Source organism: Rickettsia endosymbiont of Ixodes scapularis (genome assembly GCF_000160735.1).
GTDB lineage: Bacteria > Pseudomonadota > Alphaproteobacteria > Rickettsiales > Rickettsiaceae > Rickettsia > Rickettsia tamurae.
This window is the reverse complement of sequence record NZ_CM000770.1, coordinates 1380883-1398720: the sequence shown is the minus strand read 5'-3', so window position 1 is coordinate 1398720 and position 17838 is coordinate 1380883. Positions and strand designations below refer to the sequence as shown.

The following is a 17838-nucleotide window of genomic DNA, read 5'->3' as shown; positions in this document are numbered from 1 at the left end:
ACCCCCAAATTGTCATGTAGTGAGAATCTTTTTAATTAGTTTATTATATTCTGTCCGATCATTTGTGCTACTATCACTGGTTCTGTAACTTGTATCTTCACTTTCAGTATCGCTAATAACCTCATGTATTACTCTTATAGATTTGCTCTATATATTCTCCTAGCTTACTATCTGTTAATTCATTATTTTGTATTATATTTTTTTATGTCATCTATAGTAATACCACGAGTAACTTGATTGTTATATCCTGTATCTTTTAGATAATCTTCAATTATATTTAACCTGTGCTCAGGTATTTTATTAGATATTTCTTGTTTAAATTGAGCATCCGTAATCTCTTTAATGTTGTCTATATCTAGACTTATTTTTAAATGTTCTGCTATAGATTTTTTTATAGTTTTACGTAGTTGTTGAACTTGTCTATTAACTTCTTGTCCAATTTGTAGTGATTTATATCCTTGTTTATATTTATAATATAATAGGATGATTTTTTCACTATCTTGCTGACTTGTAAAATAATCTACGATTTGTGCTGCTTCTAATTTTAACTGCTCGTTTAAAGCTTCTTTAACTAACTTCTGAGCTAATATATTTGGTTTATGTTGTTTTAACTGTTTATATAACCATATAGCACTTACTTTACTTCTATTAGCTATTAATTGATCGCCACCACGAACGTTTAATTCAAACCACTCTTTAATTTTAGATAAATTTGACTCATCATCACTAAAATATTTTGTAATAGCACTATATAGTGACTCTATAACTAATGAAATTTCTCGACTCATTTTATATAAATCTTTAGTATTACTTATTGAAAATTAAGATAACTTTAAATAGTGGATAGCTGCTCATGATTATCTGTAATATTACCAGTTAATTTTAATTCAGAATTTTCTTGGTCATAATTTGTAACATCAATCAGTATTTCAGTATCAATCTTGTCATAAGATATAGGATTAATTATATTACCCTGATCTTTTACAACTATATCTATGTTCCCAATTCTTTTTCCAATTAAACTTATTAGCTTTAGTTCAGGATGAGCCTTATAAAATCCTAAAACATCAACATCACATTGAGAAAAAGCTCTAAATGCAATTTCTTGATTTTCCTTTAAAAGAGTAAATAAGTTAGGGGAATAATTTATTAAAAAAACATATCCTTCAATAATTTTATCTAATGATTTATGTGATTCTGTATGATTACAACTTGTATTGTTACAGTTATCATAATGATGTTTACTTAAAACTTGATTTCCTAAATTCTTTACTATTATTTCATCACAATATTTATCGATTAGTTCCTTAAATTTATCAGAATCTAATCTATTAGTATTAAAATATCTCTCTTCCCATATTTTTTGATCCCAATTCCAAGATGTAATGCATTGTTCAAAATATTCTTCAACTTCATCTTTTTCTTTTGTTTTGACTTTAAATTTATGTTTTTTTCTTCTTATTGTATGACCTTCATTATCTTCTACTACCGGATCCCAGGATACTGCTTTTTTTATGTTGGCACTTGCAACAAATTCATCTTGATTCTTATCAACTAAGCTTAATTGATCTATTTCTTCATCATCAGTTAATTTTAATCCATTCAGTAATTCTTGATGTGATTTTTCATATTCTGCATAAGGAGTATTCATGATTTCTATAATCTTGTCATCTGGTATTTGGTGAGGTGATTTATATTTTATACTTAATTTTATTATTTCTATGAGATTGCTAATATTGATTGGTAATTGAGCATTATACCATTCAGGTATATCATCAGTAATTATGCGTAATTTTTTTAATTCTTCAGACCCTAATTTTAATTGTTTTTTTAAATTTTTTAATAAATCTACAGTATCTTCATTGTCTATTACAGGTAATATTTCAAGTTGGTTTTTATTATACAGTTTTAGTAGGATCGCAGAAGATATGTTTTGATCTTGATTAATAGATTGTTCAATTATGACATAAAATTTATCATCTGATACTATTTTATCTTTAGTTTCATATATTAATTTGGTTTTTAAATTATTTACAAAATTATAATATACATGATCCTCTATTACTTTAAATAAGTAAATATCCTCTATGTTTGCATTTGGTAAATAACTTTTTAATAATGATTTAATACTTTTATCAGAATACATTGTACTTGATACGCTAGAAGTCTGGTAAATTATACCTTTTTCAGCATTATCTTCTAATTTTCTTTTCTTATTCATTATATTAATTTGTATACTCTCCTTGATTACACAATCCAATTTTCTTTTAGTCATGTTTAATCACCATGAAATAAGTTTTAAAAAATTAAATCATCCTATTGCCATAATTTTAGTATTAAAATTATTAACTGTAAATTTATTTTAATAAACATTAAAAACTCAAAAATTATTGATAATCTTACGAAATACTTAAAAAATCAAGAAGTTCTGAGACCTATACCAAACCTAATTACTATATTATTGATTTATCCTTTACTATAACGACTCTTAGCAAACGAACTATCTATACTAACACTAATAGATTTAGCAATCATATTAACCTTCAGTTAATTCTTGACTCATATATTTTTGTTTTTTGTAGCAATCTAATTCTGTATCATGAACAATAATCTTTAATATCTCACCTTACAATTACTATATTCCTGATACTATTAACTTTCAATCCTATATTATGATGCGTGAGTAAGAGGGATAAATTATACTGCATTACTATATAAATTTAATTTTTTATAATTTGCAATTATATTTAAACAATGTGTGTGTAATTGTCTTGTAACATTTGGTATTTTAAGATAAGTAGCAACAGTTAAGAAGACCTGTAGAGTTTCTAAAATTGTTCTCCATCCTTTCTCAGAAGGTTTAGCTCCTACTGTTTGTATATTATGTAACCGGTCAAATAATTTAATTAATAGTAAATCTTTTTTCTTCTGCTGATACAATATTTTAACCATTTCTACTGCACTTATTTTTTTATCATTTTTAACTCGTGTTAAATCTTCAACCTGATTAGCAATTTTATAGCCAAATTCTTTTATAATCATTTCTTTAGTAAGTATTGTATCTTCAATACAATTATGCAATATGCTAGTTACTATGATATCCGTTCTAAATAAATAATCAGAAATCATATATGCTACTTCTAAAGGATGTGAGTAATAAAATTCTCCTGTTTCTCTTTTTTGCTTGCCGTGATACTTTTTAGCAGAATAAATTGCTTTTTTAATTTTATTAATATCAACTTTCTTCTTAGAAATCTTATTAACGAGCATGAGCTTAGTTAATAGTCTTTTACTGTATCAGCAATTTGATAGATCGTTCATTTTTACTTTTCCTAGATCAAGATCTATACCTTTAGGTAAATTTAGCTTTGCTATAATAGGACCTATAGTTTTTTGATGATTTTCTTGATTTCTTGCCATCTATCTATCCCTAATATTATTTAAGTGTAGTAAGAATCATAGCAATAATCAAGAAAATCATACTTGTTAATTAATAGAGCACTTTCAAAACTCTACTTTTAGAGATAATTTGTGTGTGTATTATCATCAAACCTTATCAATATCAACATTATGTATCATAAATCAGATCATCAAGAAGAGGTAACTTAATTGGTATATTACAGACAATAGTAGTACTTTTACCTTTTTCGCTGGTTACTTCAATCTCTCCATTTAGCTCACCAATTAGACGTTTTACAAAACTTAATCCTGATCCAAGTCCATGATATTGCATAGCAACATCAAATTTATCAATCTTTTCATGAAGATGTTGCCTGATTTCTTTAGACAGACCAATACCACTATCATGCACCATAAATTGGCATACCATTTCTCTGTGTTGTTGTTCTAATTCTGAAACGGCTGGACTAATAGTAAACATGTTCACTGTTACCACAACTCTGCCTTCTTTAGTAAATTTAATAGCATTATCTATTAACTGCTCTAATATTGCCCCTATTCGATTTCGGTATTATTCTGCTTCGCTTCAAGCTCAGAAAATGGTATGATTTTCAACTTCTCAATACTACGACCATAGATCATTTGTACTTGCTGTAGTATTTTATCTTGTGCATTTTCTGAAAGCGTAATATTTTTAAGTAGTTTGATTTGGTATTGATTATCAATTGCCCCAATAAAGCAGCAAGAACTTAGTAAGTCATAAGCGGTATTAGCATCAAAAATGCTGATTATTTTACGTTTTAGTTGAGCTTGTTTGCTATTATTACGACTGCTTTCTATCTTATCTAAATATTGCTCTTGAGCTTTATTGAAGTTACTAAATTGAGATTTAGTAGCATAATGATTCGCTTGAGTATATTCATCACTTAACTCATGAAATAATGCCTTAGCCATATAATCTAGTAGCACTTTTTTATGACCAAAATGATGATTTGAATATTTTTCTGCAAGCTTTAAGAGTAACTGATTGATAGAATCAAGATTAAATTCTCTATTTGATTTGAGCTGTAAGTAAATTGCCATCTTCTTAGCTTAATGGATAAAAATCTATTAATTTTTTTCTTTTGAACCAGCCCTTATTCTCTACAAATTCTCCTGCTGGATTATTATGAGATGATAATGCTACTTGCTTACATCTTGTCTTATCAATTTTATCAAGAATTTCTTGCAATGGCTTACTAACTTGTAATGGAGCGATGACAAAATTATTTTTGGCTGTTTCGGTATTTTCACTTTTTTGTTTATTATTTGGTGATCTTATTGTTTTAAATTCTAATTCTTGTGCAAGATTTGGTGTTTATTGATCTTGTAGTAATTTCTGATCGTGCAGAGTTGGCTTTTGTTGATTTGGAAAAATTGTAGATTCACTACATCTAGATTTATTAGATATATTTTTATTATTATCTATATATATAGAGTGGTCCAAACTTTTTGGGGGTTGAGCCAAAATTTTTTTCATTTTCAAGAGTATTTTTTTGAGAAAATGGATGAAAATTTTTAGCTAGTTTAATACAAGGAGTATTACGGCATTTAATGCCATATTTTACGATTGTTGCATTGTAAACGCTAATAAAGCCACTTTTTTGTAACTCAAGTAAGCATTGTCGTACACGTTCTTGGCATACACCTAAGGATTCTTGAAAGAAATGATAGGTTTCCTGAAGTTCGTCGATACTATTGTTATAGTAGATTTGCATGCGGAAGACTATTAGAGATAGAAGCTGTCTTGCAGTTTTACTTAATATTTTTCCGTTATGAGATGAGAGATTACTCCATTCAGGAGGAATAAAATTGCCAACAAAATTATAGAAAATTATTTGCTTTTGATCATCAAAATTATGCGTTGCACAATCATTAGTAAAATGCGATGAGCATATAGTGTGCATAAGACCTCAACTTAAACATCAGGTTTAATCGAGGTAATAAGGCAATTAAAGCAGTATTTTTAAAAATGTGAGGAGCATATAAGCAGCATACAGAGTAGGGAGGTAAAATTAGTAGATTATGAAAAGCTTGGAGATATGGTGGTGGGTGATAGAGGGATTAAACCTCTGACCTTTACGATGTCAACGTAACAGTTCGTTTTTTTAGATATTACCTTAGCAATTTCATAAAAACAAAATGCAGCACTATAGTGCTGTATCACGCCTAGTGAAAGCCTTATATTCATAGCTACCTCTTTGATGTGTAAAGGAATAATTTTACTGTAGTTAAATTTGAATAACCTGTCAAATACTTATTCACATATGCTAACAACTTATGCTGACAGGAGAAAATATGGAGCATCAATATTATCAACCATTATCTAATTTCAGTGATTATTCTTATATGATTTGCTATCATAGCCAAAGCATATTATAACTTTAACTATCAATGCTCTTTGAGGTATTTATGTCAGTAAAATCTTTATTCTTTACTAGAGAAGCATTAAATAATATAAAAATCCCAACAGAAAAACAAAATATATATAGAGATACTAAAGAAAAAGGATTATTTTTAATAGTATCATACGGTGGCAGTAAGACATTTTACCTTGGTAAAAAAATTCAACAATTATACCAAAAAATTAAGATAGGGCGTTTTCCAGAACTATCTATTACTGAAGCAAGAACAAGAGCATCTGAATTAAAAGGCGAGATTGCAAAAGGATATAATCCTGCAGAAGAAAGAGCCAGATTATCTAAAGAGCCTACTTTTAAGGAGTTTTATGATAAATATCTTAATGAATATAGTAAAACTAAAGAACCCTCAGCTATAAGCTGAGGGGTTATAAAGTGGAATCGATTAGAAATCGATCATCATTCACAGGTTCACCTTCCTGTTCATCAATATAGCGCTGTATCATTTCATCAGTTATATTACCTGAACTGACCGCCATATAGCCCCTAGCCCACAAATGATTGCCCCAAAATTGTTTTCTTAAATGAGCAAATTCTTGCAATAAAATTCTTGAGCTACTACCTTTTAAATACTGTACTAACTTGCTAAGAGATATTTGTGATTTATATGAGATAAACATATGCACGTGATCACATGATATTTTTCCTGAAATTATATATACTTCATGTTCCATACAAATCTGCCTTAGTAAATCTCTAGCCCTTTCCGCTACTTTGCCTATCAATGCTCTCTTCCTATATTTTGGTATCCATATAAGATGTACTTTTAAATCATACTGACTATGACTATTCTTTCTATAACTTCTCATGTTTCTTGATATAAATTCATTGCTAAAGCAATTTCATTATATCTTCCCTTCGCCTGAAGGCGAGGGATTTCTTATCCCCGAAGGGGGACATTAATAATAAAAGATGGAGGGATTATGCTGCTTCTGTAGATAGATATGCAAAACATTTATATCCTAGAAAAATATCCACCATTCAAAAAACAGATATTCAAGAGTTGTTTAATAATTTAACTAAAACTGGTAAATATGGAGCTAATAGATTTCTTGAGATATTAAGTCCTGTATTTAGCAAAGCAATAGAATGGGGATTGATTAAGGTGAATCCAGTTATTGGGATAAAGAAACATCAGGAACAATCTAGAGACCGTTATTTAACTAGAGAAGAAATACCACAGTTTTTTACAGCAATAGCAGAAGAGAAAAACCAGGTAATGAAGGATTTTTTCTTAATAGCTTTATATACATCAGTTCATAAAGATAATTTACTTACTATGAAATGGGAACAAGTAAGTTTTACTGATAAACAATTGTATCTTCCAGAAACTAAGAATGGTGATCCGCATCATTTACCTTTGTTAGATCAGGCAGTAGAAATATTAAAAGCCAGGAAAGAGCAATCCACTAGTACGTGGGTATTTCCAAGTGAGACCAGCCGTAGTGGTCACCTACAAGAACCAAAGAAAGCATGGAAGAGTATTTGTAAAAAAGCAGGAATAGAAAATTTAAGGATCCATGATTTAAGGAGAACAATACCAAGTTGGATGGCAATGACCGGAGCAAATCAATATGTAATAGGCCAACTCCTAAATCATAGAGATCCAAGATCAACGGCAATTTATACTAGACTTGCCACTGATACTGCTCGAGAATATATGCAAAAAGCCATTAATGAAATGATCTCTAAGGTTAAACAGTAAGAAGTCAATCCGCCAAAACTCAAAAAAATATCACTTTAGGCACTAATTCCCAAAAATTGTATGATTTTAGAGTAAATTACTACGATTTTGAAGGCTAATTTTAAATTTTTTTATAAAAAACACCCTATTTCCCAAAATGTACTAAATTTTTTCACTACTATTTTTTCTTATTTCCATAAGCTTTTGATATTAAAACCTTCATTATGGATTTGCTATTATTTTCTGCCATAAAACCCTATTTCTACTAAGTATGTAGAGTTTAGTTGGTAGAGCGACTAATTACCTAGTTCGCCCCCCAATTTAGAACCTCATCGTGCCCTATTAAGGCAATGGGCTCAGGATATCACCATTCACGCAGTTTTCTTTACATCAAGCTTATGATAGCTTACTGCAAGTACCTCTTCATTAAATAAGTACATATGGAAGGTTATTAATCTTCTTACCTTTATCTAGTGAAGATAACCACGCTATTCTCTTTAGTTTTGTTTCTGTTGTTTCTTGATAATCAGTTGTTATCATCAACATTTCCCTAAAAAGATTGATTCTACCCACGAGCCTTCCCTCCATTGGCATTACCCAATTTCATAAGTACTATGCCAGATCTGACTTCCTACACCTCGTTTTAACTTCCTCATTTTTACACTTGTGAGTTAATACTCATTTCTGAGAAAGTGCAGGATCTCCCAAGTTCACGTAAGTTCCATCTCAAAACATACCACTGTCTTAGACTCCGATAGAGAGAAAGATAGCTTGCCATTTTGCACTACCTCCCTTACTGCCTTCCATACCACAACTGTCGAAAGTTAAAAATCTACATTCTGTCTTAGGTTAAAATTTTTCTATAATCCTTAAATTATTTAATGTTATAAGCTCATTACAAGTATAGCTTTTAGATTAAAACAGTATAACATGCATGATCATAAACTATTATAAGTACTAATTATTAATATCATTTACCTTGTAATAGAATATGAATTTTTAACTTTCGACAGTTGTGCCTTCCATACCGCCAAAGATGTCGGCCTCTATAATTTCGTCCTTTACGGAGCTCAATCCATTCACTTTCGTTGCGGTCTGCTTTGTCCCCCACTTGAGCTTTACAACCCTTGTTACCTCATGCTGTATCAAGTTAGGTTCTACGCTGTTGGCTATTCTTTACGTAGGCTGGATTTTCACCAACTGTTCCTTACGCACTTTGCTTGGCACACTGGCGGACGGACCTAGTTATTTGAACCTCACATTATATCTAGTAACTATTAGATTCAACCTAAGGGCAAATCTTTGTCATCTATTTTGCTAAGATATTTATATCATATTTTGATCTTAAATTCCAGTTTCAAAATAGGTCTAATGTTTGAATATCATTAAGTAAATCTATTATATGGCAAAATAGTTTGTATAGGGATAGCGTAATTTTTATGATAAATACAAGATTGTAAAAAATTTAGTTCTGATTCCATATTATTCTCAATAATTTCAACCATCCATGCTTTATAATTTTCCTGTGGATGGGTAGACCAACGATATCCTCTAGACTTTAATAAATCCTTAGTCGCATAGGGTGCATTTTTAGCCCAAACTTTAAATCTTGTTTTATGATAATTCATGAGTAATTGTTTCAATACTAATTCTTTAGAAACGGGTAGATACTGTGATAGTAAATGTAACCCTGCAAGGCAATCTATAACTGCTCGGTGTCCTTCATAAAAGAAATTATATTTATATGCAAGATATTCCAATTTTTGGCTTTCTATTTTTTCATATTTCCAATCTATGTCTAATCTAGCACAGCCCCAAATTTTGGTTGTCAGATCTGGAAACAATTTATCAAAAAATGGTCTATCAAATCCTGCATTATGTGCAATAATAATACTTACATTCTGAAGAAAATTAATAACTTCTTCTTTATTTATATTTTGGTCACGAACCATTTCATCGGTAATACCGGTTAGTTCCGTAATATGTGGTGCTATAGGCTCTTTTGGATCTTGATATTGATTAAATTCCTCAAGTATATTGTAAATACGTCCATCGTTCGTGTATTCAAATTTCACCATTCCAAGTTCTAAGATTTTATCAGTAACATAAGATAATCCAGTAGTTTCTGTATCTAAAAACACTCCTATTTTTTGTGCCTGTCATCAGGTATGCTATAATAATTCGGTTTATTGTATCGTTTAATCACTTTATATTGATTAGTATTATTTAATACATCTGCTATTTGATCTAAATGGTTAAACATAGTATTTTATTTCAAAATATAAATTATAAATTAAAAACTTAATTATGCACATAATTTATTCAAATTTAAGAAAAATATATATGTTGTTATTAAAAAGCTAAACTTACACTATGTTATAGCAAATATAATAAAAGACCTTGAATAAGGTAGATTTTTAATAATACAGTATTTTAAACTTAAGTCATTTGTTATAAAATATAGTGTAAGTTTAGATTCTTATTCGCATAAATTAGTAATAAGAAAGATCCTTATTATTATAAATTAACTTTTTCGATAATAGTAATATTGCTAGTATTATTCAAAAGATAAATACTAACAAGTAGGACAAAATTTACCGTGTGTAGTGAGATTTACCGATTCATGATATGTAGACCAATATGGCATATTTCTTTTAGACCATCGAGGTTTTATCTTATCATGATACCATTTAGCACTAAGGTATTTTTGATAAGCTATACATACATTAGATACACTAGTAAAATCTAAGTTTAAGATTTTTGATCTAGTACAATTAATAAATGTAGTTATTGTACTATTAGGAAGATAATAATTATATTTTGATAAGGTGGATAACAATATTTCTGTTTTATGTAACTTATTAAAACGAAATTTATATTCTAAACACAAAGCTTCGAAGTGTTTAAAGAGCCAATTCCAATTAGCAATATTCACAGAAGTCCAAATAGTACAAGGATGTTTTAAATGAGTTGGTTTATATATGTTATTATAAATGGATTGACTGTTGATGAAAATTGCCGAACTTAATAATTGTGCAGATTCAAGTATCATTTTAACAACACGCTTATCATCTAATGCTTGGGCAAACACAATAGGAGAAATATCAGTAACAAAGATGTTCATATTCTGTGAATACTAATTTAAACTTATTTTATTGATAGAAAATTGAATTGGTACATTTTTATTATTTTCCATAAGAAATTGATAATAATGCCTTGCTAGATCTACAGCGTCACAACTACAACAACACTGGATAGCAAGTTTTAAACATTCTAATTTTAACTCCACATCGCTTCTAAACATACACCACTCGCCAATAATTTATTTCATTAATACTAGCAAAATTACTACTAGTTATCAACAAATTCATGGATAGAGCTATAGATTCTATCTCCAGATAAGCACAGTGTGAGATGAATTACAGTTTTTTTTATTATGGCTTAAAACTCCACTGGCAATGTAAAAATTAGGATGTTAATGTCATGACTAGCAAAACTTATCTATTAACAGCTCTATTAACAGAAATATCACTTATTATATGAATAATAATTGTGCTAATCAAAGATTATATTGGTCACTAACTACTTCCTTAAAATATATGGGACTGAGCTTAGATGAGTGGTTAGTTATCTTATTTGGTATAGTACCTGGGATAGTGTTATTAAATAGTGGTCATGCAAAGCTTGGGGTCATTAGCATTATAACCGGTATTGTGCTTTGCTATATATTTAAAAAGTTTAAGAAAATATCAGAATATTTTATACTTAAGAGTTATTTAGTCGCTAAGAAATGGCTATCTGCTCCTACTTCTTATCCTAATCTACTTGGTAAAAAGGTAGGCAAGTAATGGATCATTTATTTAAGCAAAGCGGGGTTCAGCAGCTAGTTAAATATAATAAGAGATTATTGCTTATCACATTGCTGCTTGCAGTTACGAGTCTTCTTGGGATGATTAAAACAGTTGGCACGGAAGAAAAATGGTTATTAATTCCGGCAATGGAGCCAGATCGCCGGATGATAGTATCATCCAAAAGCTATCATGAGACATATCTTAAAGAATGGGCAGTTTTTGTAATGAAAGAATTATTTACTACTTCACCAGAAGGAGTAGAGAGGCAAATAGCGGATATGAAGGTGGTGACTAGTAATACAGAGCAACTAGATAAGTTTTTTAAAGAACATTTAGATTTTGTTAAAGGATCTAATGTTTCATCAGTATTTTTTCCTAAAAAAGTAAAAGTCATTGAAGATGGAGTATTAATTAATGGAACATTTCGTTATTGGTTTTCTGAGAATAAGCATATAGCAGCTGATAAAACTTATTTGTTAACCTATAAGCGAGGAGCAAATCATTTATTATTACTTACAGGTATTAAGGAAGAAGAGGCAAATAAGCAATGAGAAGTTTGAAGTCAGAGTTGCAGATCTTAGTAGTTTTTGTTGGAATAATGCTTGCAAGCTTTAGTAGTAATGCTTATGGGATAAGCTATATGTTACATGCTGATTCTTTGTTAGAGCTGCAAATAGCAAAAGACGGCCCTACTAGAATTAATATCGAAGGAGAAAAGATTAATGATATCTTTATTCATCCTCAAATCGCCGCAGAAGTAGCAGTGCATGATTCAGGCTGTTTATTTATTTTGCTGCAGCAAGATAGCAGTAAACTGTATCTCACTCTAATTGGAGAAAATGGTACGGTCCAAGATTTAATGCTAAATTTCACTAAAACTAAACCAGCACCGATTAGACTTATTAAGTTTGATTTAGAACAGGAAGTAACAAAGTTAACTAATAACAAAGAAGAGAATCATCATGAATGTAAAAAACAAAGATGTAAGAGAAGAAGAAAGTAATAACCAGTATTTAAGGATAATATATTCTTTATTGCCGGTATTATTAATTTTTTGTGTAAATGTAATACTATCTGAAGTTGCTTTAGGAGAAACATTGGAAGGACAGTTAGATCGCATTGGTGGACTCTCTACCGGTAAACTGAAAACTATCGGGATATCAGGGGCAACGATTTTATCATCAATCTGGGCAGTGGTCAGGGGTAATTTAAGACTTGCTGGAGCAATTGTAGCTATTGGTATTATTTTAGGATTTTATTTAGAGTGGGTCTCTAGTGGGATGAAAATCAGTTAAATAATTAAGATGTTGATTAAAAGCAATGGATCAAGATTTCAATAAGCAGGAAGAAGTACAAGGTAAAGTAGAAGAATTACCATCTGCATTCAGCAAAAGATTATCAGGGCTTATAGAGATAATTAAAAACAGACCATTAGTAACTCTAGCTTGCCTAGGCGTAATAATGATTTTGCTATTTTATGGATTGTCAGAAAGTGAGGTAAAAACTTCTATGGTTTTAGCGGAAGATAGACAATCAAGGGAAATATCTGGAATAGAAAAGGCCATAGATCCAAGAGCTAAATGGACTGCAGAAATATTAAATGAAGTTAAAAACATGCAGAATCATTTGGAAAAGCTAATAGAGAATAAATATTTAGAAACTAAAACTAAAATTGATGATTTTAGTCAAAAATTAGAATCATTAGAGAATCCTCTTAAAGAAACTATATTATATGATGGCAATGATTTTAATAATAATCAAAAAATAGAAGATTTATTAGATAATAACTTTGAGCAAAGCATTGCTGCTGCTCCTACTGCTCCAGTAAAAAGATTACTTGGTTATGTAAAAAGAGCTGATGTGGAGCTCAAAAAAGATTTTAAAGATTATATTACTACTGGCAGCTTTGCACGAGGGGTGCTGCTTACCGGAGTTGTGGTTGGAACTGGCACTAATAATGCAGCTTCGCCTAAGCCCATAATGATAAGGCTTGTTGATACAGCTATTTTTTCTAAAGGGTATAAAACGGAGCAAATCAAAGAAGCAATTTTAATTGGTTCTTGCAGCGGGGATATATCATCGGAGCGGGCTAAATGCCGGTTAGAGACGGTATCTTTACTAAATAGTAATGGAGAGATAATTGAAAAACCGGTAGAAGGATGGTTAATAGGAGAAGATGGTAGACCTGGAATTAAAGGGATAGTAGTTGATAGATCATCAGATGTAGCAAGGATGGCGGTGCTTAACGGCGTACTTGGCGGGATAGCACAATTTTTCCAGAACCAGGCAACAAATAGCATATTTCCGGTGTCACCGATTACTGGTCAGCAAAATGCCTTAAAAGCTCAGGATTCTCTAAAAGCCGGTGTGGCCGGCACTGGTAATGCTTTAGAAAAGCTTGCTGATTTTGCAATTAAACGAGCAGAAAGCATGAGTCCGGTAATTGTTGTAGCTTCAGGTAGAGTAATAGATGTGGTATTTAGAAAAGGTTTTGATTTAAGAGAGAATAAAGAGGCTTCTAAAGTAGATAGAGTACTACCACCAACTACTACTGATTATTCGCAAGATAGAACAAATTATAGTAATTATCAAAATTATTCTGGAAATAAAGTGACAAGTTTTTCTAATAAAAAAACTAAATTGCAAGAACGTTTTATTAAGAATAATGATGATTATGAAATGACAGATATTGATTTGCAGTCAGAACAACAATATCCGGGTAATTTTTAATGAATAATAAAATAATTGATCTGCTTTTGTTATTAATGTTAAGCTTTATCGTTTCTGGTTGTAAATTGATGCCATATAGAAGCGATTTTGATTGCCCGCTGCCCCAAGGACTAAAATGTAAATCTTTATATGAAGTAAATAAAATGGCTGATTTTGATATGTTTAATCCAAATAATAATAATGATAAGCCTAATTTTAAATCGAGATGCTCTGCTAGATGATTTGGAAGGTATAATAATGACATCAGGAATTGATAAAGATTTTGCACGGGAGAGACTAGCTAAACATTTTGTTTATGAATCATATGATGAGGAGAGTAGCTTGTTTTTTAATAGGGACTCGGTAGGATTTGTACTACTTGGTTGGCCACTGGTTGGGACAAGCTTGCAAGCACAAGGGGAGATAGCTGAATTTTTAAAAAGTGATGAGAATTTACCGGCAGGAAGTAGTTTTCAAATATTGATGATTGGCTCTGATCATATAAGAGAATATCTAGATAACTGGCAATTACATAGAAAGGGCAGCATCTTTGCTGAGCTTAGCAGTAGAAGAACAAAATTTTTAGAGCAAAAAGCAAGGGAAGAGGGAAATATCAAAGATGTCGTGTTATTAATTTCCATAACTATTCCGACGCTGACGATTGATATTAATGAGATGCTTCGAAGAAGAGAAGTATTGCAAGATACATTTAAATCAATTGGTCTTACTACTTATAATGTTGAGGCAACATTGCTATTAAAATTTGTCCGTTTAATATTTGGCTGGAGAGAAGAAGAGCATCCTGAACTTAATCCTTATGAAATATTATCCGAGCAGATTTTACCTGGTAATTTTTCTTTATATGAAAAGGAAGATTATGTAAGTCTTAATGATAATCAAATATTTATAAGCTTAGAGGCAGGAAAAAGACCGGCAGAGTGGCGTTTATCAGCCATGGATTTATTTTTAGGTAATGAGCTAAGACGAGATGAATATATTAGAGCAAATTTTTTAATTCATTTTGGTTTGCAGATTATACCAAATCAGTTAGTGGCAAAAACAACAGCAATTACCAAAAGAGAAGCTTTAGAGAGAAATATTAATGCTGGGATGGGTAAATTCTTTCCTAATCTGCAACTAGAAGCACAAGATTTAGCAGGAGCAGTAGCGTGCTTGCAAAGCGGTGATAGAGTAGTAAATATCCACTTAAATGTCATTATGTGGGATCAGAAGAATAAAGCCAAAGGATCAGCATCACAGTTTTGCTCACAGCTTCGTCGAAGTGGCTGGTATTTTGTCCCTTGTAAATATGATCATTTAGCATTAGTGCTTGCTAGTTTACCGATGCAGTTAGTTGAAGCAGCACCTAATTCTTTAATGGGTAAATTTAATAGATTCAATAACATATTTAATAAAAAGACTCGAGGAGTTGGCGTAGCATTATCAAATCTTGGTAGAGGCATAAGGACTATTGCTTCAGAAAGTAAGGTGTTACTGCCTATCATTGGTGAATGGAAAGGGGATTTAAGCTCTCCTGGCATGCTGCTTACTGGTAGAAGAGGACAGATTATGTATTGGTCGCCCTTTGGTTCAGCATTAATTGGCTCAAATTTATATAACACATCTGCGGCTCCAAATGAAAATTTTAATCTTTGTATAGCAGGAGTACCTGGATCTGGTAAATCAGTATTTATGCAAGAATTAATGCTATCGGTCTTAGGCACTGGCGGCAAAGTATTTGTTCTTGATTATGGTAGATCATTTAAAAGAACCTGTTTGCTACTTGGCGGTAATTATATTGAATTTGATGTAAAAAATCCTATTTCTATTAATCCATTTTCAGAAATTCCAGCAGGTGGCAGCGAAGGCTCAATTGAAGCACAAGCAGATTTTTTAGCAAGTTTTCCATCGATTCTAGCTACCATGGCAGCACCTCAGTATGGCACTAATGATTTGCAGCAACCAATGCTGCAAAAAGCCTTAATAGCTGTGTGGCAAGAAAAAGGCAATAAAGCTGAGATAACTGATATAGCAGATTGGTTACTTAAAAGAGAAGAATCTTACGCACAGGAACTTGGTAATATGTTATTTCCGTTCACCAGAGATGGACAATATGGCAAGTTTTTTAGTGGTAAGGCAAAATTATCCTTAAGCTCAGATATAGTAGTAATTGAAACTGATCATTTACGTAGCAGCCCTGCATTACTTGCAGTGATCGTACAAATCATGATTGTTCATATTAACCAGAGCATGGTTAAAGGTGATAGGAAGCGTCCTTTTCTAATCATGATTGATGAAGCATGGAAATTACTATATGGCAAGAGATCTGGAGAATTTATTGAAGAAGCAGGTAGAATTGCAAGAAAATATAACGGCTCAATTACTCTTGCTACTCAGCAATTAACTGATTACTTTAGAGAGGAAGGATCAGCAGCTGAAAAAGCTTTTGAGAACTCATCACATAAAGTTATTTTAAAGCAAAATCCTGAGAGCTTTAAAGCAATGAGAGCTACCCCCAAGCTTGTAGGTTTTGTTGATGAGGACTGGAAGTTAAATTTACTACAATCAATTCATTCAAATCCACCACATTATAGTGAAGCAGCGATTTATGGACCAAGTGTTCATGGAGTTGTAGCAAGGTTAATGTTAGACCCATTTACTCTGATGCTAACATCTACTAATGCTAGGGATTACCAAGCCATAGAAGATAGAATGATTGCGGGAATGAGCGTTACAGATGCGATTAATCACATATTGCAAGAGAGAGGTTTTTTGTCAACACCGGCTGAAAAATGATACAGATTTCTAAATATGCACCGGTCGAAAATTAATACAGTACACACTACGTTATGTTGAATAATTAATTGCTTAATATTGAGATATTATTACAGTTATGCCTTATCAAAATGTACTTTTATTACAGGGGTTGAAATCATCTTGGAGCAACATAGCATAAGTTTTGGATGATAATACTGTATCATTTTACTTCCGTTGCTAACAGCTTAAAGTAACATAGAAAAATATGACAGGGTATTTAGATCTAAAAATTATTATTATAAGCTCCTTTGTTTTATTTGTGATTATGTTGAAGGTAAGTTATGTAAATGCACACAATAATAATTTGGCTATAAGCATAGATAATAATTCTAAAATAGAAATTAGAGATTATGAAGTCCAAGGTCATGTATTTCCAATTATTGAAGAGTCATTACTAGAGGTCATTATGGCTAAACTTCAAATAGCAAAACAAAATGGCGATTTAGAGAAAACGCAGGAAGAATTTAAAAATAAAGTACAGCAAAAAATATCAAGACCAACTCCGGTATTGGCTCTAGCAAAAGCAAGCATAAACCGAAATTGGCACTATGATCCGAGCTTTATACAAAAGACAGATATAAAAGATCAGGCGGGAAATATCATAGTAAAAGCTGGCACAAATGTAAATCCTTTAGAAAAAGTAAGCTGGGGAGAAGCTTTAATATTTATTGATGGTGATGATGAGAAGCAGGTTAAGTGGGCTAAATCAAAAATAGGAAAATTAGTACTCACGAGTGGCAATCCTATTAAGCTAGCACAAAAGTTAAATAAGCCAGTGTTTTTTGATCAAGGTGGCGTGTTTACTACTCGTTTTAAAATAAAAGCAGTGCCAGCTGTAATAGAGCAAGAAGGGATTTTATTAAAAATTAGTGAAATAAAGATTAATTGAAATGTCATAGTATTTAAGTAAAAAATTAAG

General features: G+C 31.1%; 21 protein-coding genes and 1 pseudogene. 10 read left to right on the top strand and 12 right to left on the bottom strand.

From position 1 onward, the window contains the following. Window positions 1-182: 182 nt before the first annotated feature. The 9 genes from REIS_RS07000 to REIS_RS14390 form a co-directional block, all read right to left on the bottom strand. Window positions 183-788 (bottom strand): hypothetical protein, encoded by a 606-nt coding sequence (locus REIS_RS07000; RefSeq protein WP_008580597.1) that lies wholly within the window; start codon window positions 786-788, stop codon window positions 183-185. A gap of 44 nt (window positions 789-832) precedes the next feature. Continuing rightward, window positions 833-2275 (bottom strand): hypothetical protein, encoded by a 1443-nt coding sequence (locus tag REIS_RS06995; protein WP_008580595.1) that lies wholly within the window; start codon window positions 2273-2275, stop codon window positions 833-835. 422 nt (window positions 2276-2697) lie between these two features. Next, a complete protein-coding gene (locus REIS_RS06990) occupies window positions 2698-3270 on the bottom strand; it encodes an HD domain-containing protein (RefSeq protein ID WP_173400489.1) in 573 nt (190 codons plus the stop codon). Window positions 3271-3297: 27 nt separating this feature from the next. Beyond that, the gene (locus REIS_RS16500) at window positions 3298-3420 is read right to left on the bottom strand and encodes a hypothetical protein (RefSeq protein WP_256377108.1); all 123 of its coding nucleotides are present in this window, start codon (window positions 3418-3420) and stop codon (window positions 3298-3300) included. Window positions 3421-3568: 148 nt separating this feature from the next. Beyond that, the gene (locus REIS_RS06985; RefSeq protein ID WP_241760957.1) at window positions 3569-3922 is read right to left on the bottom strand and encodes an ATP-binding protein; all 354 of its coding nucleotides are present in this window, start codon (window positions 3920-3922) and stop codon (window positions 3569-3571) included. Between the two features lie 32 nt (window positions 3923-3954). Continuing rightward, window positions 3955-4482, bottom strand: a complete 528-nt coding sequence (locus tag REIS_RS06980; RefSeq protein WP_008580591.1) for a hypothetical protein — start codon at window positions 4480-4482, stop codon at window positions 3955-3957. A 4-nt stretch (window positions 4483-4486) separates the two neighbouring features. Beyond that, window positions 4487-4630, bottom strand: a complete 144-nt coding sequence (locus tag REIS_RS14395; protein WP_008579962.1) for a hypothetical protein — start codon at window positions 4628-4630, stop codon at window positions 4487-4489. 229 nt (window positions 4631-4859) lie between these two features. Then, window positions 4860-5345, bottom strand: a complete 486-nt coding sequence (locus REIS_RS06975) for a hypothetical protein (RefSeq protein ID WP_008579963.1) — start codon at window positions 5343-5345, stop codon at window positions 4860-4862. A gap of 116 nt (window positions 5346-5461) precedes the next feature. Next, complete coding sequence (locus tag REIS_RS14390) at window positions 5462-5629, bottom strand: hypothetical protein (protein ID WP_160142977.1); 168 nt, start codon at window positions 5627-5629, stop codon at window positions 5462-5464. Between the two features lie 221 nt (window positions 5630-5850). On the opposite strand from REIS_RS14390, the gene REIS_RS13025 reads away from it, so the two are divergent. Further along, window positions 5851-6222, top strand: a complete 372-nt coding sequence (locus tag REIS_RS13025; RefSeq protein WP_008580588.1) for an Arm DNA-binding domain-containing protein — start codon at window positions 5851-5853, stop codon at window positions 6220-6222. A gap of 4 nt (window positions 6223-6226) precedes the next feature. On the opposite strand, the gene tnpA is transcribed toward REIS_RS13025, so the two are convergent. After that, window positions 6227-6667 (bottom strand): IS200/IS605 family transposase, encoded by a 441-nt coding sequence (gene tnpA / locus REIS_RS06965; RefSeq protein WP_008580137.1) that lies wholly within the window; start codon window positions 6665-6667, stop codon window positions 6227-6229. An 86-nt stretch (window positions 6668-6753) separates the two neighbouring features. Between tnpA and REIS_RS06960 the strand changes: the two are divergent. Continuing rightward, window positions 6754-7563: pseudogene (locus tag REIS_RS06960) on the top strand (tyrosine-type recombinase/integrase); the annotation flags it as partial. Between the two features lie 1364 nt (window positions 7564-8927). On the opposite strand, the gene REIS_RS06955 reads toward REIS_RS06960, so the two are convergent. Beyond that, window positions 8928-9683, bottom strand: coding sequence for a 3'-5' exonuclease (locus REIS_RS06955; RefSeq protein WP_008580581.1), 756 nt, complete (start codon window positions 9681-9683; stop codon window positions 8928-8930). 434 nt (window positions 9684-10117) lie between these two features. Continuing rightward, window positions 10118-10666, bottom strand: a complete 549-nt coding sequence (locus tag REIS_RS11270) for a pyrimidine dimer DNA glycosylase/endonuclease V (protein WP_008580577.1) — start codon at window positions 10664-10666, stop codon at window positions 10118-10120. Window positions 10667-11081: 415 nt separating this feature from the next. Here REIS_RS11270 and REIS_RS06945 point away from each other — a divergent pair, with 415 nt between their 5' ends. From REIS_RS06945 to traW, 8 genes are all read left to right on the top strand, one after another. Next, entirely contained in the window at window positions 11082-11390 is a 309-nt protein-coding gene (locus REIS_RS06945) for a hypothetical protein (RefSeq protein ID WP_008580573.1), read from the top strand. Further along, the gene (locus tag REIS_RS06940) at window positions 11390-11944 is read left to right on the top strand and encodes a TraE/TraK family type IV conjugative transfer system protein (RefSeq protein WP_008580571.1); all 555 of its coding nucleotides are present in this window, start codon (window positions 11390-11392) and stop codon (window positions 11942-11944) included. The genes REIS_RS06945 and REIS_RS06940 overlap by 1 nt, the downstream gene beginning before the upstream one ends. Then, complete coding sequence (locus tag REIS_RS06935; RefSeq protein WP_040614734.1) at window positions 11941-12396, top strand: hypothetical protein; 456 nt, start codon at window positions 11941-11943, stop codon at window positions 12394-12396. Before REIS_RS06940 ends, REIS_RS06935 begins: the two co-directional genes overlap by 4 nt. Then, a complete protein-coding gene (locus REIS_RS06930; RefSeq protein ID WP_040614733.1) occupies window positions 12356-12688 on the top strand; it encodes a hypothetical protein in 333 nt (110 codons plus the stop codon). The genes REIS_RS06935 and REIS_RS06930 overlap by 41 nt, the downstream gene beginning before the upstream one ends. A 25-nt stretch (window positions 12689-12713) precedes the next feature. After that, complete coding sequence (locus tag REIS_RS06925) at window positions 12714-14123, top strand: TraB/VirB10 family protein (protein ID WP_008580567.1); 1410 nt, start codon at window positions 12714-12716, stop codon at window positions 14121-14123. Next, complete coding sequence (locus REIS_RS06920; RefSeq protein ID WP_008580565.1) at window positions 14123-14344, top strand: hypothetical protein; 222 nt, start codon at window positions 14123-14125, stop codon at window positions 14342-14344. Before REIS_RS06925 ends, REIS_RS06920 begins: the two co-directional genes overlap by 1 nt. 16 nt (window positions 14345-14360) lie before the next feature. Next, on the top strand, window positions 14361-16898 hold the full coding sequence (locus REIS_RS06915; RefSeq protein ID WP_040614732.1) for a TraC family protein: 2538 nt from the start codon (window positions 14361-14363) through the stop codon (window positions 16896-16898). 226 nt (window positions 16899-17124) lie between these two features. Next, on the top strand, window positions 17125-17808 hold the full coding sequence (traW, locus tag REIS_RS06910) for a type-F conjugative transfer system protein TraW (RefSeq protein WP_008580561.1): 684 nt from the start codon (window positions 17125-17127) through the stop codon (window positions 17806-17808). Window positions 17809-17838: the final 30 nt, after the last annotated feature.